The sequence below is a fragment of the Veillonella parvula genome (assembly GCF_047241225.1).
Classification (GTDB): Bacteria; Bacillota; Negativicutes; order Veillonellales; family Veillonellaceae; genus Veillonella; species Veillonella parvula_O.
This window is the reverse complement of record NZ_JBKTIE010000002.1, coordinates 305,268-325,768: the sequence shown is the minus strand read 5'-3', so window position 1 is coordinate 325,768 and position 20,501 is coordinate 305,268. Positions and strand designations below refer to the sequence as shown.

General features: G+C 38.1%; 19 protein-coding genes. 13 read left to right on the top strand and 6 right to left on the bottom strand.

Annotated features, from left to right (window positions below; translation table 11 throughout):
* Positions 1-24: 24 nt before the first annotated feature.
* Positions 25-966: a diacylglycerol/lipid kinase family protein gene (locus ACLRYO_RS04965; RefSeq protein ID WP_008602199.1), complete on the bottom strand. Its 942-nt coding sequence runs from the start codon at positions 964-966 to the stop codon at positions 25-27.
* A gap of 208 nt (positions 967-1,174) precedes the next feature.
* Here ACLRYO_RS04965 and ACLRYO_RS04960 point away from each other — a divergent pair, with 208 nt between their 5' ends.
* Positions 1,175-1,882 (top strand): GntR family transcriptional regulator, encoded by a 708-nt coding sequence (locus ACLRYO_RS04960; protein ID WP_004694848.1) that lies wholly within the window; start codon positions 1,175-1,177, stop codon positions 1,880-1,882.
* 186 nt (positions 1,883-2,068) lie between these two features.
* Here the strand turns inward: ACLRYO_RS04960 and ACLRYO_RS04955 are convergent, their stop codons facing one another.
* A complete protein-coding gene (locus ACLRYO_RS04955) occupies positions 2,069-2,452 on the bottom strand; it encodes a helix-turn-helix domain-containing protein (RefSeq protein ID WP_058948167.1) in 384 nt (127 codons plus the stop codon).
* Between the two features lie 189 nt (positions 2,453-2,641).
* On the opposite strand from ACLRYO_RS04955, the gene crcB reads away from it, so the two are divergent.
* From crcB to ACLRYO_RS04940, 3 genes are all read left to right on the top strand, one after another.
* Positions 2,642-3,022 carry a fluoride efflux transporter CrcB gene (crcB, locus tag ACLRYO_RS04950; protein WP_058948166.1) on the top strand — a complete coding sequence of 127 codons (381 nt, stop codon included), beginning with the start codon at positions 2,642-2,644 and terminating at the stop codon, positions 3,020-3,022.
* Positions 3,023-3,106: 84 nt separating this feature from the next.
* Positions 3,107-4,087: a molybdopterin-binding protein gene (locus ACLRYO_RS04945; protein WP_278457328.1), complete on the top strand. Its 981-nt coding sequence runs from the start codon at positions 3,107-3,109 to the stop codon at positions 4,085-4,087.
* A 419-nt stretch (positions 4,088-4,506) separates the two neighbouring features.
* Entirely contained in the window at positions 4,507-7,005 is a 2,499-nt protein-coding gene (locus ACLRYO_RS04940) for an S-layer homology domain-containing protein (RefSeq protein ID WP_278457327.1), read from the top strand.
* Between the two features lie 131 nt (positions 7,006-7,136).
* On the opposite strand, the gene ACLRYO_RS04935 is transcribed toward ACLRYO_RS04940, so the two are convergent.
* The 3 genes from ACLRYO_RS04935 to ACLRYO_RS04925 form a co-directional block, all read right to left on the bottom strand.
* Positions 7,137-7,367 carry a hypothetical protein gene (locus tag ACLRYO_RS04935; protein WP_008602207.1) on the bottom strand — a complete coding sequence of 77 codons (231 nt, stop codon included), beginning with the start codon at positions 7,365-7,367 and terminating at the stop codon, positions 7,137-7,139.
* A 9-nt stretch (positions 7,368-7,376) separates the two neighbouring features.
* The gene (locus tag ACLRYO_RS04930) at positions 7,377-8,210 is read right to left on the bottom strand and encodes a metallophosphoesterase (protein ID WP_119562612.1); all 834 of its coding nucleotides are present in this window, start codon (positions 8,208-8,210) and stop codon (positions 7,377-7,379) included.
* Positions 8,211-8,287: 77 nt separating this feature from the next.
* Positions 8,288-9,061, bottom strand: coding sequence for a DUF4931 domain-containing protein (locus tag ACLRYO_RS04925; protein WP_316073918.1), 774 nt, complete (start codon positions 9,059-9,061; stop codon positions 8,288-8,290).
* A gap of 117 nt (positions 9,062-9,178) precedes the next feature.
* Here ACLRYO_RS04925 and ACLRYO_RS04920 point away from each other — a divergent pair, with 117 nt between their 5' ends.
* The 7 genes from ACLRYO_RS04920 to ACLRYO_RS04890 all read left to right on the top strand — a co-directional run bounded on the left by ACLRYO_RS04920 (position 9,179) and on the right by ACLRYO_RS04890 (position 15,427).
* Positions 9,179-9,700: an 8-oxo-dGTP diphosphatase gene (locus ACLRYO_RS04920; protein ID WP_119562611.1), complete on the top strand. Its 522-nt coding sequence runs from the start codon at positions 9,179-9,181 to the stop codon at positions 9,698-9,700.
* A 126-nt stretch (positions 9,701-9,826) separates the two neighbouring features.
* Positions 9,827-10,924 carry an A/G-specific adenine glycosylase gene (gene mutY / locus ACLRYO_RS04915; protein ID WP_278457324.1) on the top strand — a complete coding sequence of 366 codons (1,098 nt, stop codon included), beginning with the start codon at positions 9,827-9,829 and terminating at the stop codon, positions 10,922-10,924.
* 16 nt (positions 10,925-10,940) lie between these two features.
* Positions 10,941-12,122 carry a metallophosphoesterase gene (locus ACLRYO_RS04910; protein WP_278457322.1) on the top strand — a complete coding sequence of 394 codons (1,182 nt, stop codon included), beginning with the start codon at positions 10,941-10,943 and terminating at the stop codon, positions 12,120-12,122.
* A 1,134-nt stretch (positions 12,123-13,256) separates the two neighbouring features.
* Positions 13,257-13,940, top strand: coding sequence for a hypothetical protein (locus ACLRYO_RS04905; protein ID WP_278457321.1), 684 nt, complete (start codon positions 13,257-13,259; stop codon positions 13,938-13,940).
* 66 nt (positions 13,941-14,006) lie between these two features.
* Complete coding sequence (locus ACLRYO_RS04900; protein WP_232054987.1) at positions 14,007-14,252, top strand: hypothetical protein; 246 nt, start codon at positions 14,007-14,009, stop codon at positions 14,250-14,252.
* A gap of 176 nt (positions 14,253-14,428) precedes the next feature.
* The gene (locus tag ACLRYO_RS04895; RefSeq protein WP_105087186.1) at positions 14,429-14,680 is read left to right on the top strand and encodes a hypothetical protein; all 252 of its coding nucleotides are present in this window, start codon (positions 14,429-14,431) and stop codon (positions 14,678-14,680) included.
* Positions 14,681-14,941: 261 nt separating this feature from the next.
* On the top strand, positions 14,942-15,427 hold the full coding sequence (locus ACLRYO_RS04890; RefSeq protein ID WP_412191668.1) for a hypothetical protein: 486 nt from the start codon (positions 14,942-14,944) through the stop codon (positions 15,425-15,427).
* 191 nt (positions 15,428-15,618) lie between these two features.
* Here ACLRYO_RS04890 and ACLRYO_RS04885 read toward each other — a convergent pair whose 3' ends face one another.
* Positions 15,619-16,974 carry a class II fumarate hydratase gene (locus tag ACLRYO_RS04885; RefSeq protein ID WP_012864881.1) on the bottom strand — a complete coding sequence of 452 codons (1,356 nt, stop codon included), beginning with the start codon at positions 16,972-16,974 and terminating at the stop codon, positions 15,619-15,621.
* 576 nt (positions 16,975-17,550) lie between these two features.
* On the opposite strand from ACLRYO_RS04885, the gene ACLRYO_RS04880 reads away from it, so the two are divergent.
* Both ACLRYO_RS04880 and ACLRYO_RS04875 read left to right on the top strand, forming a co-directional pair.
* The gene (locus tag ACLRYO_RS04880; protein WP_105087185.1) at positions 17,551-19,629 is read left to right on the top strand and encodes an OPT family oligopeptide transporter; all 2,079 of its coding nucleotides are present in this window, start codon (positions 17,551-17,553) and stop codon (positions 19,627-19,629) included.
* A gap of 11 nt (positions 19,630-19,640) precedes the next feature.
* Complete coding sequence (locus ACLRYO_RS04875) at positions 19,641-20,486, top strand: hypothetical protein (RefSeq protein ID WP_004698216.1); 846 nt, start codon at positions 19,641-19,643, stop codon at positions 20,484-20,486.
* The last annotated feature ends 15 nt before the right edge of the window (positions 20,487-20,501 follow it).

Below are 20,501 nucleotides of genomic sequence, written 5' to 3'. Positions count from 1 at the left end.
AGCTTTTGTGTTACCAATTACTTATTATATATGTGGTAGTTTAGGCAGATTTAAGGCTTTTTTCTTTTTGTGCTTTGCAGGTGCAAATACTTTGAGTACGCGTGGCAATACTTCAATATCCACAGGCATATCCGGACCTGCATCACCATCCATATTAGTCGATAAATCATCGACGTCAGATAGAAGTTCGATATGAGCTTTTTTCACCGTTAATGTCGTTGTATAACGAGAATTATAGATGGCACCACTGATAATGAGTGGTAATACGCTGAGAATATCGAGGATAAAATATTCCTTGAAGATGATGATACGCATATAACCATCATCTACAGAGGCTTCTGGCATAAAACGTTCAAAGCTAGAGACTACATTGGTAAGTAGGGCTAAAACGAGAGGGGATTTGCAGATGAAATCGTCGTTCTCTGTTTTGATGCGGTACGTGTAGTCCTTTGTAGTGAACAACGCTTGGCCTGCTCGCAAGAAATACGCAAGAGGGCCGAGTATGCTTTTTTCCTTTGGCGTAACTTCATCCACAACCTTAGGAATAACACCAGCTGCAATATTATTGCAGAAATACCGATCATTACAACGGCCGATATCAATGGTTCGAGTTTCATTGATATCGATACGCCTGATAGCTTGTGTTGGATTTTGGTGAATGCCGAGCGCACGAGACATATCATTTACTGTACCAACGGGGATAAACCCAAAGGTACAGGAGAATCCACCTTGGGCAATACCATTAACGGTTTCGTTAACAGTGCCGTCACCACCCATGCAGAATACGGCATCAAACCCGCGCTCACAAGCGTTCTTAGCGAAACGTGTAGCATCGCCTTCACCTCTGGTGAATTTAACCTCAATCGTTTCGAACAAGGTGCTCAATTTCCATTGTAAATCGAGGGCGTAACGGCGCGCTGCACCGCCTCCTGAGACAGGGTTGATGATAATCAAACAACGGCTCATAGTATACTTCCTTACTTTCAAAAATGAGATATAGCTATTATCTATAGTTAAATTGACAGTCTTAATGATGAGTTCTATAATTGTAATGTATGTACTTAATTTCGCACAACATACTGTCTAAGATATGTTGTATACTATATTATACTCATTTTAACCGTTCTTTGAAAGTCTGAAAGCACGAATGGTTAGCAAGGTTTAGGGGCTAGTAATGGGAAGACAAAGTTCAAAAGATAAATACAAATTGTCCGCAGTGGATTCTATCGAAAGATTACCTCTCAGTGAACAAGTATATTTAACATTAAAAACAGCTATCTTAACAGGCGAATTGATGCCTCAAGAGAAGCTTAACGAAGTAAAGATTGCAGAACAATTACAAGTGAGTGCTACACCTGTGCGTGAGGCATTCCGCAAATTGGCTAAAGATAATCTCGTAGTTATCGTTCCTTGGAAAGGCGTTACTGTAAAAGCTGACACGCCAGAAGAAATCGTAGCGCTTTACCAAGTTCGTGAAGTAATGGAAGGACTTGGTGCTAGATTATGTGCTCGTCATGCTACACCTGAGCAAGTACAAGAGCTAAGAACTCTTTGTAAAGAAATGCATGAAATTGAAGATGCCACAGAACGTGTTGATGTGAATAGCCGATTCCATACAATGATTGCTCATTACTCTGGCAATGAACGCATTGTAGATTATCTAGCAGGTTTCCGTGAACGCGTTAATCGCGACATGTACATCAGTTCTTTCAATGCTGTACGTACACATGATTGTGATGACGAACATGATCAAATCGTAGACGCTATTGAACGTCACGACGAAGTTGCTGCAGAAACAGCTATGCGTCAGCATATTAACAATGCATTTATCTTTAAAAAAGCAAATGCAGAAGTACAACATAAAAAACTTAATGAAGTGTAATGCCTGCTGATGCTGATGATGATGTAATAGGCATAATGACATATGAAAAGCTCCGCCATTGACGGAGCTTTTTTGATTGTTATTTTGAATAGTTAATTCAATTTTCATTTAGAGTATTTCGAGCATCTTGATATAAATTAGTTATCATTTGTTGTATTTAATTAACTGTTCTTTTAGTCTATCAGATTAGTTCGTTCTTGTTTTGTTTCGAGACGTTCTTTTGGTGTGGTTCAGAAGCTCTAGTCGTTTATAGTGTGATGTTAGGTGCGCATTACAGTTTTTATAATCTACAACACGCAGTCTTACGAGTTGACCTACATTGATTTGAAAGGCTTGGGCAATTTTAAATAAAATTTCCAAAGACATGCCTGAAATTCCTGTACCACATTCTAATTTGCTTAAATAACTACGACTGATACCAATGTGACGAGCTAATTCTTGTTGAGACATATTTAGGGATACGCGAATAATGGCGATTTTATGACCTAAACAAACATACTGATGTTGTAAAAACGGGTCTTCGTACGCGTTGACTCTCAATTCCGTGAGTGGTGTAGACGAGGGGTGCATAGGGACTCCTTCCTTTTCCCTACTCTCTAAATATAGTATACTGAGATTATTAGCATCTGACTAATATAGAAAACTAGATAATTATCGGCTATTACAGATAATTACACGAATTGTGAAAGTAGTATTACATGTATGCTATAGTAATGTGATCATACCATCTAGTATGTTATCTTGAGTAGAGGAGGCAATATGGAAAAATATATAGCCGTTGCTCTCGGTGGCGCCACTGGGGCCTTATGCCGTATGGCTCTCGGTGAATGGGTGATGACAAAGGTCAGCTCGTTTCCGTATGGTACGGTAGTAGTAAACCTCGTTGGTTGCCTCATTATCGGTCTAGTCTTAGGCCTTTATATGCAAAAACCAGATCTACCTCAATGGGCGAGATTCTTCCTCGTTGTAGGTGGGCTAGGTGCATTTACCACCTTTTCAACCTTTGCCTTTGAAATGCTACAGCTTATGATGGCTGAATCCTATGTACAAGCATTATGGTACGGTGCAGTACAAGTCGTAGGGGGCTTAATCCTCTGTTGGGTTGGTATGCTAGTAGTGCGTCTACTCTGTACTATGTAAACATATTAACATCGAATAATAGTATTAAATACATTTTGATGTTATACAGTAACGTATTTTGTTATTAATGACTTGGGAGATATTATGAAATCTATTAGAACACAAGATGCCGTAGGGCAAACATTATTACACGATCTCGTAAGAATCGTCATCGGTGAGGTGAAAGACACGCCCTTCCGCCGTGGACATGTAATTACAGAAGAGGATATTCCTAAACTCTTGGATCTTGGCAAGGAACATGTATTTGTAATGGAGCCAGAAGATGAGGGGTTCTTACACGAAGAGGATGTAGCTCGTGTTTTGTATCATATGGCAGGCGGCGAAAACATGCACGATGGCCCTATGGCGCAAGGTAAAATTGAAGCCATTGCAGATGTAGATGGTCTTTTCAAGGTTGATGTGGAACGCTTACACGCTATCAATAGCATTGGTGAGTTGACTATTGTAACAAAATTTAATAATACACCTGTGAAAGCTGGTGATAAACTAGCAGGCATGCGCTGTATTCCATTGTTGTTAGAAGAACAACAAGTAGAGGCGGCAAAGAAAATTGCTAACGGCGAGCCTTTACTACATGTGAAGCCATTCGTACGCAAAACTATGGGTATCGTTACGACTGGTTCTGAAGTATTTGAAGGTCGCATTAAAGATGCTTTCACACCAATCATTGAAGAACGTTGTGCTGAATTTGGTGTTACAAAGGTAGCTCACGAAATTGTAACGGATAATACAGACGATATCGTGGCGGCTATCGACAAGGTGAAAGCAGCAGGCGCAGATATCATTTTCTGCACTGGCGGTATGAGCGTTGACCCAGATGATCTCACCCCAGGAGCCATTAAACGCTATGCAGATCGCGTAGTTACCTATGGATTACCAGTGTTACCAGGGTCCATGGTTTGCATTGCTTACTGTGCAGATGGCACACCAATTCTTGGTGTACCAGGTGGTGTATTGTTCAGCAAACCGACTGCTTTTGATGAAATTGTGCCACGCCTCATCGCAGATGATGAAATCACCAAAGAAGATTGTATAGCGATGGGTCATGGAGGATTCTTGGGCTAATAGGCTAGTATAACTAGAATAGTTAGAATAACTAATATAGCTATTCTAAGTAATATAGCTAAAGCAAACAATATAACTAGAATAATTAGTATAGCTAATATAATGAATATAGTTAATATAGCCAATATAAGGAGATAAGATAAATCTTATCTCCTTATATTGTTACTATGCTATTAATTTATAGTATGATGAATTTGGTAGAATTTTTATTTATCGATAAAATTGATAATTTTATCTATTTTGTTAAAAAATCGTTTACTTCATTTAATATTTAAAGTACAATAATAGTTAAGGATAATGATAATACATTATTTAATAATGGACATATTTTATGCTGAGTTTTGTTGAATATATATTATAAATGATAATATATTATCCGTTGTATTTATAATTTTAGATGTAGGGAGGAATAGTAAACGATGAAAAGCAAACAAGTTGCATTATCATTGGCAATACTACTTGCGTTAGGCACGGGAACTGTATTACATGTAGAAGCACAAGGAAATCCGACAGAGTATTCACGTCACTTTGGTGATGAAAATACGGTTACCAGTGACCATAGTTTAGCAGTAGGTTTCAGAAATACGGTATCCGGTTCATATTCAACTGCTGTAGGACAGTCTTCTACCGCATCTGGTGAGACTTCACTAGCTATCGGACGAAGTGCACAGGCAACTGCTAATAATACTAATGCTATTGGTCGGAGTGCACGAGCAGAAGGTGAAAATGCTACTGCAATAGGTCATGGATCAGTTTCTTCAGGGCGTAATTCAAATGCCTTTGGTTCATCCGCTAAAGCATCTGCTGAAGCTTCTACAGCGGTTGGCAATAGTACAAAGGCTAGTGGTATTTCAAGTACTGCTACTGGCTTTAATGCTGAGGCATCTGGTAATTTCTCTTCAGCATATGGTAATGATGCTAGAGCAAAGGGAAATCGTTCAGTAGCCGTTGGATATAATGCAAAAGCTGAAGAGAGTGCAACTGCTGTAGGTAATAATGCTAATGCTGGTGCTGCAAATGCTGTTGCACTAGGTTCAGGTAATACGATTACTGCACGTGGTGGAGTTGGAATTGGTAGCAGTAATTCTGTCTCTGGCATTGATTCTGGCGCTTTTGGGGTTAGAAATAACGTAGCGCAAGCAAATACATATGTACTGGGCAGTAATGTGACGTCAACACAAGGAAATAGTGTTCTCTTAGGCAATGCATCTACCGATAGAGCTGCCACAACAGAAACACAAGCTAATATAAATGGTATTAACTATTCCGGCTTTGCTGGGGTAGGGTCAGCTAGTAACGGCGTTACGAGTGTTGGTGCATCTGGTAAAGAACGTCAGGTGATTAATGTAGCATCTGGGAAAGTATCTTCTGATAGCACGGATGCTATAAATGGTAGTCAATTATATGCAGTAGCAAATACAGTGGGCGGAATTCTTAATAATCACAATACATTAATTCAAAATAATATTAATGAAATCGATAAAAATAAAGAAAAAATTGCCGACAATGAACGAAAATTAAAAGATCATACAGATGTCTTACAAAAACATGAAGATATTTTAAATGGACATAGTCAAGAATTAGAAAAACATAATAAATTAATTGTAAATCATGATAATCAAATTACTCGTTTAACTAAAGAAAATCTTCGTCAAGATGCTGATTTACTTCGTCATGAAGATCAAATTCAAAATCATGACATTCAATTAAAAAATCAAACTGAACGTATGAATAATCAAGAAAAACGTATTGACAATCAAGATAAGCGTTTAGATTATTTAGATAATCGTGTTGATAATCATGATGCTCGAATTGAAAATCATAGTGAGCGTATCGAAAGTCATGAACGTCGTATTGAATATAATAAGACTTTAGCCACAGAAGCATTAAAAGAAGCTAAAAAACATACTAGCATTTCTGCAGGTAATAATGTAACTGTAACTACAAGCACAAATGCTGCTGGTGGTACTGATTACAAAGTATCTGTAGATAAAGTTAAATTTGGTAATGTTTCTTTGGACAATAAAGGTCTAAATAATGGTGGCAATAAAATCACTAATGTAGCCGATGGTGAAGTATCTGCTACATCTAAAGATGCCGTTAACGGTAGCCAATTGTATCAAGCTACTAGCGGTATTAGTAATGGTGTGAACCTATTAAATAGCAAAATAGGAAAAGTTGGTGCTGGTGCGGCTGCATTAGCGGCTATTCATCCATTGGATTTTGATCCTGATGATAAATGGAATTTTGCGGCTGGTTACGGTAACTATGCCGGTGAAAATGCGATGGCATTAGGTGCTTTCTACAGACCAAATGAAGACACTATGTTCAGCGTAGCTGGATCCATGGGTAACGGTGAAAACATGGTCAATGCCGGCGTTTCTTTGAAATTAGGTCAAAAAAATGGTGTATCTACTTCTAGAGTAGCTTTGGCTAAAGAGGTTCAGGACTTAAAGGCCATTGTAAAAGCCCAAAATGTAGAGATTCAACAAATGAAGGCATCCATGGGAATGGCACCTCAGTATGACAAGAAAGATGTGAACTTCCCTGATGTACCGGCTAATCATTGGGCTTATGAATATGTAAAAGACTTGGCTGATAAAGGTCTTGTTGAAGGCTATCCTGATGGCGAATTTAAAGGCGATCGCGCAATGACTCGTTATGAATATGCTGCGATTATTTACCGTGCTTTACAATTGGGGGCTCCAATTGATGGCAAAATGGGACGTGCAATTAACGAATTTAATCCTGAATTGGCTCGTCTTCGTGACTTGGATCGTACTCGTGTAGATCGAATCTCCGGTAAAGACAATGACCGTCATAAGGTAGAACGACTTCGTGTAAACAATAAAGACAATAAGCAAACTAATGATTACAGAGATGTTTACGGTAGTCATATCGAGCGTAATGCGAAGTAATTACTTGTCTTGAAATAACCTTTTAAACTAAAAGGAAGACAACAAAATAGTTCTTGTATAAACTAAAAAAACAAAGGAGGCTGTGATAAACAGCCTCCTTTGTTCAATTAATTGCATTATTGATTGCGTTATTAAAATGATTTTTTACCTAGTGTAGGGTGGCTACAACGTTTTAGCGTTAGGGTATCAATCATATGGACGGCTTCGTCCAATGTAATATCTTCGCGCTTTGTTGGTGTTTCTAGGACAGCTAACGGATGATCCGTGCCTACCTCACCAGAGGGCAAGTATATATATTCTTGGTTGACGGTGTCACCAAAGATATAGCCTGCTTGTAAATGTTCTTTGTGAATGCGACTCATGGTCTCTCCTTAAATAATTTGCTTTAGCTTGAAGTCTAGATAGTCTGCAGATACCAATTCTAGTTTTGTCGTACTAAACTCCTTTGGAATTCGGTTAAAAGAAATTTGATCGTGTAAGTGGCCAAAGATGCAGATATCTACTTTATATTGTTCTAATAGGTCCGTAAATCCAGAAGGAGCGTTGGATTCGTTAAATGGAGGGTAATGTAGCAACAATAACTTTGTTACAGGAATAGTCTCTATATCTATAATAGAATCAGGTGTTGGTGAATAGGACTTTTTAGAACCGGATGATTCTGTTATACAGACCTTTGTTTCCGTCCTGAGTTCTTCAAGTACTTTATGTATTGCTTTATCCATTTCTTGAAGTGCCGCTTCAGTACGCATCACTTCTCTATCATAAATGGATTGGTCCGTTTCCGGAGAGAAGTGGGAGTCTCCAGGACAGAGGTAGGCACGCGTTCCTCCGAATGCAATAAGGCGCGGACCCTCTTCGGTTTGGATGAGTTCTGCGGTGCCGTGACCTTGTATAAAGGTAATAGCGTCGCCCATGAGATTATGCATCTTGTTCGCTGATGCCCACCAATAATCATGGTTGCCGCGAATCATATATTTTTTACCAGGTAGAGATGCAATTTCTTGTAAATCGCAGGCCGCTTCATCGAGGCGGAGGGCCCAGCTCATGTCACCTACGAGAAAGACGATGTCTTCATCGCTTACATTGGCATTCCAATGCTCTTTGATGCGGGCCCAGTGATCATTCCAGTGAGGACCAAAAATATCCATCGGCTTCGTGGGAGGATTGCCAGATAGATGGAGGTCGCCGATGGCAAATACTTTCATAAAAATCCTTTCAAATATGTATGGTTAAAACCATATATAAAATTATATATCAAATTATGTACGGTATATGGTTAGAGCTATTTAGTAGCTTGAAAATAAGGCGTAATATCGTGCTTGATTTTAGCAGCTCGTCCCTCATCGCAAGTTTGTGGTATTTTGTATCCTACATAGAGGGGCGTCGTTACATAGCGCGCCACTACTTTGATGTAATCATAGCCGTCCGCAAGATTATATACAAAGTAATTATAGGACTGGCTAAAGTTTGCTACACTATGCAATACATAGCGCAAAATTTGCTGTAGTCGAAGGGCTACAGCACGAACCGGCGCATCTGGTTTGAAGCGAATATTGTACTCAAAGAACCCGATAATCGGATGGGTAGACAAGGTGATGCGTACATCTTGATCCTCGTGCAAGAGCCAACCCTCCATATTTTGGGCCGTAATATCTTTGTGGTAATCGTAATTCTCAAGGCCTATGATTTGGCTGTGAGGATGACGAATAGAGCCACCGGACATATAGCCATGATTCTTGAAGAACAGTACGGATTTGAACTCTTTACGCTGACGAGTTTCGCGCCATTTATCGAGACCAAATTGGAGAATATGGGCGGCTTCGTCTGTAGGTAAGGTAGAAAATTCGCCTTCGTCAGTTTCCGTTTCGATAATGACGGTAGGCCAAGTTTTTTCTAATACAGGATACTTGTTCATGAGCCATATAATATGGCCTGATGTATCGAGAATATCCGTTAATTTGGAACGATCACAGAAGGGACAACGCACTTGTTCATTGCGAATATTGACGGGCTTTGTCCGTCCTAATTCGATATTAAATCTAAGTGGTTTGTTCATCATGTGCCTCCTCCCTTGTAAGAAATTCTATACTCTTAATCATACCACAACTAGCACATTCGTACATGAAATAATGGTATAATAATAGTGTGTTATTTTTGTGACTAAGGAGGCCCTATGAAACCAACGACGCTCGTATTTCCCATTGATGAACAAAATCGTATATTGTTAGGGCGTAAGAAGCGTGGTTTTGGGGCTAATAAATATAATGGTTTCGGTGGTAAACTTGATGATGGTGAAAGCTTCCGAGAGTGTGCCATTCGCGAACTCTATGAGGAATCTGGCCTTCAGGGAAATCTTGAAGACTTAGAATGTGTCGCGGCTTTTGATTTTCAATTTCCTTTTGATGAAAGCTTAACGCACGTGAGTTATGTGTATTTCTTGCGTGCTTTCACAGGCGATGTAGAGGAAACAGACGAAATGGAGCCTCATTGGCTAGAACCAAATCAAATTCCTTATGAACATATGTGGGATGGTGACCGCAGATGGTTGCCGATGTTGTTAGAAGGTAAGAAATTAAAAGGACCTATCGTGTTTGGACGAGATAATAATATGGTGGATAAGATGGATTTGACCACTGTTGATACTGTTCTTGAAAGCGAACACTTGGCGCGCATCGATCTGTATATTAATGGATAATGAATGTACGATTTGTTACAATTTAACGTTAAAATCGTTATCTGGTGGGTATTGGAGTATAAAATAGGGAGTATGTAGCCGTGAAAGTGGTACTAGACTCCTAAATTTATAATATATTGAGGTAATATGACTGATAAAAAGAACCCAAAGTGGGTGCCACAGCTATTGGCGTGGTATGATGTACATAAACGGGAGTTGCCGTGGCGCGGTTGTGGGGACCCTTATAAGATTTGGGTTTCCGAGGTGATGAGTCAGCAGACCCGCATTGAGGCAATGAAACCCTATTATGATAACTGGATGCGTCTATTTCCAACCTTGGAGGATTTGGCAAAGGCCTCCGAAGATGAGGTAGTTCACGCATGGCAAGGGCTTGGCTATTATAGTCGTGCTCGTAACTTGCGTCTTGGCGTAAAGGACGTCGTTGAAAATTACGGCGGTATCGTGCCTCATGACCGTAAGACCATGGAGTCCTTGAAGGGCGTAGGTTCTTATACGGCAGGGGCTGTGCTATCCATGGCGTACAATGAACCAGAGGTGGCTGTAGATGGCAATGTACTGCGCATCTATGCTCGGTTATATCGCATCTTTGATGATATTTTGAGTACTAAAGGTAAAAAGGCTATTACGGCTATCGTAGAGGAGACTTTGCCTCATGATCGACCTGGCGACTTTAACCAAGCCTTGATGGACTTTGGGTCTGCCGTATGTATTCCAAAGACACCCCGCTGTGGCGAATGTCCTATTGTAAATATGTGCGAAGCATACCAAAATAAGGATACAGATAAACTACCTGTGCGCATCAAGAAAACAAAGGTAGTAGAGGTGCCTTTATTTGTGGGGATCTTGCAGTATAAAGGCTATTATTTATTGCATAAACGGCCGAACCGTGGACTTTTACGATCCATGTGGGAATTCCCATCTGTGGAAATGGTATCTGCCTTTGAGGATGGAGAACGAGGCCTTGAGGAATTAGTTCAGGCCCTTGGATTTGATCTATTTTTGCAACCAGTACTTGTGAAAGAAATAACACATGTTTTCTCTCACCGAAAATGGTTTATGAAAGCATTCCGCGGTGATTTAACGTACACAGGGGACGCTAATAATATATCGATTGCGGATATCCGGGCTCAATTGCCAAAGGACTGGATGCTCATCAGGCGCGATGAGTTCTCCGACTATGCTTGGGCGGGACCTCATGGTAAACTGACGGAAATCGCAAAGTAATTTGTAGGAGCAATGAATGAGAATTCTATTTAATATCATTTTTTCTGCCATCCTTCTAATAGGATTGGTAGGATTTTGGGCTCTATTCCTCAACTTGTGGAAGCCTAAAAAGAAATGGCCTGCCTGGGTGGGCTATATAATCATTATCGGTGCGTGGTTCGCGGCTATCCGATACTATATACTCAATCAAGTGGATTTATATGGTACGATGTACTATCCTTTGATGAATATGTTCCGTACTGAAAGCTACGGATTCCTCTTTGGTGTATTCCTAGCGATTCCTGTATTTATCATACTTAGTCTATTATATTGGACAATCAATAAGATTTGGAGCAAAACACCAGAGGAAAATAGAACAGGCCGTCGCGCCTTTTTTAGAACTGCTGCAACAATAGTGCCGTTGGCTACTATCGGTGGCTCTAGCTATGCTGCCTTTGCAGGTCAGCAAGAGGTAGTGGTAACGCATGAAAGTTTTGGCTACACGAATCTACCACTTGGTTTGAAAAACTATAAAATTGTACAACTTAGTGATATTCATATAGGACCGAGTATCGATTTAGATGACTTTGATGAAATCCTGAAACTAGCGCTTTTACAAAAACCTAATCGCGTTGTTATCACTGGCGACCTTATTGATAAGCTTGCATGGTTGCCGCAAGTCTGTGAAAGACTGACAACCTTTGCAAAACAAATCCCAGATGGGGTTGACTTTATCTTGGGAAATCACGAGTATCATCACGATGTAAATAAGGTACTTGACGCACTTAAACGAAATACACCTATGAATATTCTCGTGAATAGTAATATTCAAATCATGGGTGGCAAACAACCTGTATATATTGCGGGCGTTGCGTACGATAACGATCGTAAAAAGGATAACAGGGAAGCCATGATTAACAAAGCTTTGTCTGGAATTCCAGACTATGCCTTTGTTATCCTATTAGCTCATCACCCTGAATTCTTTGAAGAATCTATTGAACGAAAGATTCCGTTGACTCTATCTGGACATACCCACGGAGGTCAAATCGTATTCATGGGTATGCCGTTAGTACCAACAGGCACACCATATACAAAAGGTCGCTATGTAGAAGAACAAAGCGTATGCTACGTTAATAATGGTACAGGACACTGGTTCCCAATCCGTATCAACTGCCCACGAGAAATTACGGTTATTACATTCTTTGATGGAGTAGCTTAGTTTGAAAGACAAACTCACTATAGGTATACATTAATGTATATTAAATCCTTTATATATAAAATCCTTATATGTATTATTCTGCTTATGCTATTTGATATCTCTCTAATCTACGATATGACAGCGGATATATATAAGGGATATCTCAAAATAGCAATACTAGTGGCAATTGGATGCCATTTAGATCTATACTTGGAACTCAGTAAACAAGAGGAATTACTAATACAGGCATTTAAGAATGATACATTTAACGAGACCTATGAACTGTTAAATACAAAACAGGCTATTTTCATTATATTCTTGGTTGTGTTAATGACTATAAATATTATGAAATATTAGAAGACCATAGGGGATAAACTAGAAGAGGTACTGTATTTTAGATACAATACCTCTTTTTATTATATGAATTTATATAATAATTGTGATATATTAGAGTTAAAATTTTTAGTTGTGTTGTGAAAATATAGTTTTTATGTTGGGAGTAAGTATATATTTCTAAAAATATATAATTATTTTGTGCGAGGCTTAGTACTTTTTTTACTTATATGTATTCCATATAGTCTTGTCACAAATCCAGAGTTGATTGAAGATGAATTAGACTTTTATTTCTTTGTTATTGCATATGTCATAACACTTTTGTTTTATGTGGTATGGAACTATATTTATAACTATTTAAGACGTAAAAGAGGGTAGCATTTGTGCACATTCATTTACCATTAGTTCTGAAATCTATCTTTTTTCGGTGATTGTTTTATATTGGCTTATATAAAATACTGTTAAAAAACTTTCACCATTATTGGTATCTATATGATAATTAAAAGTATGAAACAGTTTTTAGTTGATGAATATTGTAAGTTTAAGATTGAAGTAATAGCGTTAATTCAATATGTAAGGAAGCTTAAAACACTTACGATGAATGTACAAACTTATCTTTCAATAAATATTTTAGTTTTCTTGGGCATAGAAGCAAATATTTTCATGCTTTCTCTTCCTTTTGATAGAATATATAATCAAGAATACTATAATATGTTATTTTATGTAGGGCATACTCTTTATATTCTTTTTGTTTTTATTACAAATTACATGCGGTTGAATTAATATAAAAAGGCTTCTCTTAATTGGCTTAATGTTATTATAATGATTTCTTTAGTAATGGTTTTACTTTTGGGTAAAAGTATTACTATTTCTAGTTCTAATTTTAGCTTTAGAGGCACTACTGATTATATATTGGGGAATGAGGTACTATGGAGCGTAGATACACCTGAGATGTTCTTTCCTTTTCTGATGGGGCTGATACTATTTTGGGCATTTGGAATCGATAAATTGTGGTCTGCTCATAATACTATTGAAACTAATGGGATTATTTTTGATAATAAAGTTATTGATGTGTGTTGGGGCAATAGAAATGATTTAACCGATGGGCAGATCAAGACTTTAAAGTTGTATTATAGTCGTCAGGATACATATCCTTTTTGGGTTGATATCTATAAAAGCATTTTAATAGATAGTTTATGGTTTTATGGACGCAGTACTGTTCGTCAGTGGCATATGTTTAATGTGTTTTTAGCTTTTATTATGTATAATTTTGTTGTAACTTATACTATTGAGCCATCCATTCTAAGATATACTTTATACATTTATCTTACATATACTGTAATTACTATGATATGTAGACGCTTGATGGATACCAATAGTAGTATTTTTTGGCTTATTTGCTTATTTGTACCTTTAGTTAATATATATGTGCTGTATTTACTATATAATAAAACATCTGCATTATATGATCAGGAAAGTAACTCAATCTTTTATTATCCTTTATAACTGATATTCTCCTGCTATGAGAATCTAGCAGCAGGGGGTATGAAAAAGCTGAATTAGTGAGAGAAAATGAATAAACTAGAAGAGATAAGAGGTTATCTAGACATGAATGAAGAGATTGAATTTAGGTATAACGGTTTAGAGTGCTTTGTGACTCCAAATAATGTTGTTTGGGAATTTTGGATTAATGATGAATGTGTTATTAAAGAGCCAGATTTAGACACTTTTTTAATGATACCTTGCTTAGAAGGTCACACAATTAGCGATATTTTTGCCAATGAGTTATATGATGAGAAATCTCTGTACATTTTTTAAACCTTTAGAGAAAGTATTATATGTGTAATTGGTTTATATTCGATTAAGCAAATGACTTGAAAATGCCAAGCGTACTAATTAGTCTGTTGCGTTTAATATCAGTATTTATAAGGTGATCGGTAGATCCTTAAGGATAAGTATGTTTGACTAGAAAAATTAGGAAGGAGTAAACATCAATGAGTGGTTCAGATGTTTCTTTATATGACGAAGTTATTGAAGGCTTGAGATGTAACAGGGAGTTAGAACTATATTATAATGATTCTACATATGGGATTGTTACTTATGGTGCATTATGGCAACTATGGAAAAATAAGGATCTTTTAGATGAATGTAATGATTTTTTACCGTTATTAGAAAATCCAATAATAAATGGTAGGAGTTTAAAAGATATTATAAAGACGAAAGATTGTGGACTACTTTTAATGTAAAAATGATTGAATTATAATCTAATAAAACTATAGAAGGAATATAGATGATAGACTTAGAACCTATTAAACAGATAAAAAGTCCAAGTTTAGAAAATGTTATAATTTTTGCTTTGCGATGTGTAAATTATATGATTATAAATGATAAACTTAATGGTTTCATTGTTATGGACCTGGCGTGGAAAGAAGTTAATACCTATTCTTAATAATATTAAGGAATTCTATTTTTATCAATTATATAAATTTAGTGATGACATAATTTTAATGCGTACCAATAAAGGGGTAGTATCTTTGTCATTGATTGATTATTCTGTTCGTATTATAGATGAAATAGCAGACTATGATGAAAAATTTGCATATTTTGTTTATGAAAGTGAAATAAAAGAGTCCTTTCTTCATAATGGAAAATTAGTATGCTTGGATACAAATAATATTACGATATTAGATAATCTAAAAAAGATTCAGATTCAAAACCCTATTTCTGTTCCGTATTTTGACATATCTGTGACTGATAAATATGGTTTAGCTGTTGCAGAGAATCAATTACAGATTTTTAATCTCAATGGAGATATAAAAAGCAAGATATTATCATATAAAAGACCATGGTATGGTGGGAGAGCTGATATAGTTGAAAAAGATGATGGACTTCATCTATATGTTATAAGTCGTAATGATTTGGACGAATTAACAAGTCTTTCAGAATATGTAATTCCATTTGACAAGACGCCTAGTTATGTAATTTTATTATAAGCTTTATACGACTTATTAAAGGTGAGATTTGATTTAGATATTTTGTAACTCTACGTTTAGAATAATTGCCTAACTAAAAGAAGGACTGTAAACGAATGCTTTAAAGTAGTATTTCGTTTACAGTCCCTTTTATATTCCGTTCATTTGAGGTATGAGAGGATGTTACAGATATGTCATAGAGGTGAGAGATTTTATTTCATGCGAACTGCTTCGGCAAATTCGTCTTCGGTCATGAGTTTTTCTTCCAAGATGATTTCTTTAATAGAGCAACCGCGTTTGTACGCTTCTTTTACCACCTTAGCGCTCTTGTCGTAGCCAATATATGGTGTTAAGGATGTAGCAATCATGAGAGATTGTTCTACGAAGAAGTTGAGTTTTTCAGGTACAAATTCTACGCCGTCGATGCAGTGTGTTGTGAAAGAGTTCATAGCGTCTGCGAGGAGGCGACAGCTTTCAACAAAGTCATAGATCATGATAGGCATGTATACGTTCAATTGGAACGCACCGCTACCTGCACAGAGCGTCATAGTTGTATTGTGGCCGAATACTTGGGCGCATACCATGGTCAAAGCTTCACATTGAGTAGGATTTACCTTGCCTGGCATGATGGAGGAGCCCGGTTCGTTTTCAGGAAGATGCCATTCGCCATAGCCACAGCGAGGGCCAGAGCCTAAGAAACGAACATCATTAGCGATTTTGAATAGTGTAGTAGCTAACGTATTGAGTGCCCCGTGAGCCATCATGAACGCATCTTTGAGGGCAAGTCCTTGGAATTTGTTGTTCTTCACGCGGAATGGAGCGCCTGTTACCTCTGGTAATACAGTTTCCATAACGTCTAGATAGCCTTTAGGCGTGTTCACACCTGTACCAACGGCAGTACCGCCGAGGGCTACGTCGAGGAGGTGGTCAGCATTTTGAACGAGCATAGTTTTGGCAGTTTTTAGACCGTCCACAAAGGCACTGATTTCTTGGTCCACCATGATGAAAGTAGCATCTTGTAGGTGTGTACGACCAACTTTTTGCAAGCCTTTCCCTTTTTTTTGCAATTTTTCAAAGGATTCGATAAGGCCATCCAATGCAGGAATTACGCGTTTTGTAATTTCAAAGTACGCACAGATATGCATTGCCGTAGGAAATGTATCGTTTGTACTTTGGCCGCGGTTTACATCGTCGTTAGGATGAAGCGGATTGCTTTCATCTAACTGTTTAGCCCGGTGAGCGATTACCTCGTTCACATTCATATTCGTTTGTGTGCCAGAACCTGTTTGGAATACAGTTAATGGAAATTCTTCATCCCATTTGCCGTCCACGATCTCATCTACTACTTGAGCGATGAGTTTCGCTTTTTCCTCAGTTACTGCGCCACACTTTGCATTGGTTAAAGCACATGCTTTTTTTACAAGCGCAAGCGCTTTGATTTGCTCAATAGGGATACGGTGGTCACCGATCTTAAAGTTATTGAACGAGCGTTGCGTTTGAGGTCCGTAAATTCGTCTAGCGTCGACTTCGACTGGTCCCATTGAATCATATTCAATTCTTGTTTCCATAATGTTTACAACCTCCTTAAAAGACATGCCGACTCTATTGTCGGTACTTTAATTATATAAAATCCTGTATATTTGTACAGAATAAAAGAGAATGATTTCTATTTTCATATAATTGATAGGTGTATATGCATAATGCGCATATAAGAAAGGGGAAGTATATTGTGCTTTCCTTCTCTCCATACTTTATGATTTCAATCTATATGTAAGATTGATAATGCGTTATATGTAGAAAAATTATAAATTAAATATTTCATTTGGTGAATAATGAAAGGTCTATTCTTAGGGTAAACGATTAGGTATATATTAGCGTGGGGGTCCTCCAAAAACGACTTAGCGGCCCTGCGAAGCAGGGTGGGTGGCTTTGGAGGCTTTTGGAGGGCTACCACGCTTAATAAAGTATTTTGGATACAGAATAGACCTTTCAAGATATTTGTGGGAAAACTTAAATTTATAATTTTCATATGTATACATTATAAATGTCGCATATATATTGAAATCATCGCTTTAACACGATAAAATGGAAGTAGCTTAGTATATTGTTTTAAGTTTATGATTTCACAGAGGAGGTAAGTACTTATGAAACATGACTTTACGAGCCATGACCTTCATCTGCCGGAACTGACGTTACGTGGGATGCTACTTGGTGCATTGATTACTGTTATTTTTACAGCGTCTAACGTATATCTCGGTTTGAAGGTAGGTTTGACGTTCTCGTCATCCATTCCGGCAGCTATTATTTCAATGGCAATTTTACGGTTCTTCAAGGATTCTAATGTTCTTGAAAATAACATGGTACAAACGCAGGCTTCTGCGGCTGGTACATTGTCCGCCATTATCTTTATTTTGCCAGGTTTACTCATGCTTGGGTATTGGAATGGCTTTCCATTCTGGCAAACATTCTTGCTCTGTGCCTGTGGTGGCTCTCTAGGTGTATTATTCACCATTCCATTGCGTCGTGCCATGGTAGTGAATAGCGATCTACCATATCCTGAAGGCCGTGCAGCAGCAGAAATTTTGAAGGTTGGATCTCACAATGGTGAACAAGGCCCTCAATCTAGCTCCGGTATGACAGACATTGTGTCCGGTGGCTTTGTAGCTGGTCTTATTAGCCTTTGTGCAAATGGTTTCAAAGTACTTGGTGATAGCATGAGCTTCTGGATTCCTGTAGGTAGCAAAGGTATTACTCAAATTCCTTTGGGCTTCTCTACAGCGTTGTTAGGTGCTGGTTACCTTATCGGTATCGCTTCTGGTATCGCTATCCTCGTCGGTGTACTCATCGCATGGGCTGGCTTCGTGCCTTACTTCACTAACATGTTTGCTCCAGATGGCGGTGCTACTGCTAAGTTTGCGATGGCTATTTGGAAATCTAAAGTTCGTTTCATCGGTGCTGGTGCTATTGGTATTGCTGCGATTTGGACTTTGATTACCTTAATCAAACCTATCATCGAAGGTATGAAAATTTCTGTTAAATCCATGAATAGCAGCTCCGCAGAACGTGAATTGCATCGTATGGATACAGATATGAGTACAAAATCCGTTTTAGGTGTATTCATACTTATTCTTATTGGCTTAGTATTTACATTCTGGGATTTCGTATCTGTTGTACCTATTAGTGCAGGTTTAATGTGGACACTCGTTGTAGTAGGTATCGTAGTAGCTTTATCGATTGGCTTCTTCGTAGCTGCAGCATGTGGCTATATGGCAGGCCTTATCGGTACATCTGCTTCTCCAATTTCTGGTATCGGTATTTTAGCGACTATTATTTCTTCCTTAGTTGTATACTTTATCGCAGCGGAAAATAATTTATTTGCTACACAAGAAGGTGTTCAGTTCGCTACCGCTATGGCTATCTTTATGACATCCGTAGTTATTGCGATTGCATCTATTTCTAATGATAATTTACAAGATTTGAAAACTGGCCAACTCGTTGGTGCTACACCTTGGCGTCAACAAATTGCCTTGTTACTTGGTTCTGTAGCCGGTGCCATTGCAATTGCTCCAGTTCTTAACTTGCTTTACCAAGCATACGGTTTCACAGGTGCGTTACCACGTGCTGAAATGGATCCAAACGCTGCATTATCTGCTCCTCAAGCGACTTTGATGACTACCATTGCACAAGGTATCTTCAACTCTAGCATGGATTGGGACTATATCTTAATCGGTGTTGGCGTTGGTGTTGTGGCGATTATCGTCAACTTGATTCTCAAGAGCACAACTGCAACCTTAACATTGCCTCCGTTGGCTGTTGGTATGGGTATTTATTTACCACCTACTTTAGAAGTACCGCTTATTATTGGTTCTTTCATCAGCTACTTCGTAGGTCGTTATCTTGTAGCTCGTGCTAAAATGCGTGCCGGTGAGCTTGCTGACTACGATGTAGAGCAATCCAATCGCCGCGGTGTTCTCTTTGCTTCTGGTCTGATCGTTGGTGAAAGCTTGATTGGTGTAATCATAGCTGTTATTATTGTATTGTCTGTTACAACTGGTGGTGGGGAAGCTCCACTTGAATTAGTAGGTCCTGAATTTGAAAGCACAGCACAATGGTTAGGATTGCTTGCATTCATATTCGCTGGTCTCTATCTTGTTCGCCGTGTTGTTACACACAAGTTCAATAAAGAAGAAGCTCTTGCTATGAAAGCTGAGCAAGAACAATAAGAGGTTAAACAATGAAATTAAAACAGTCTGTACTCATCATTATGGCTGCTGCATTGCCAGTAGTCTCCTTCGCAGCAAGCGAAGTAATACCTGTAACGCAAGATACTGTAAATGTACAAGCAAATCAAACAAATGCGAAACGTGTAAATCGTAATGATTTAACATATCGTATTTCTAGTACTGCTACACCTGAGCAGAATCGTGCGTTGCGCTCTAAAGCGTCTAAAGTAGATCGTAATGCAGTGGAAGTGGTAGCTCCAAATGCGGACCGTTATATGGATCGTAAAGAGGTTGCTGTATCACCTGTGGAATCTACTACAGATCATTTGGATTTAGTATTCCCAGAGGTTAAATCTGTTAGCCCTGCGGTAGAAAAAGCAATCAATACGACCATCAAAAAGTATGTTTCTAAAATACAAAATGATGTAGAAAAGTTAAATGCTAAAGAATCTGATAAAACAAATGTAGTTATGTACTATGATGTTAAAACAGATAAAAACGGTATTTTCAGCGTATTGATTCACACATATACTATGCGTGATCATGATGCCAATGGTGTAAACTATGTAAAAGGCTTCACATTTAACACCACAACAGGTCGACAATTGTCCTTGTACGATCTTGGTGGTCTTAATAAAAAAGAACTGGTGAATGCAATTAATAATAATCAAGATGTGAAAGATAAATTAGGTGGCGATGTAAATATCGATAAAATGCCTACTGAATTCTACACAACAGATGATTATTCCGTTGTAATGATCTTGCAACAAGATGTGGATTCAATCCATAGCGCAGGTACGGTATATGTACCAGTTGGTATCTTGCGTGACCGCGAAAATGATGTAACAAAAAAATAATCGAACTGTGTAAAT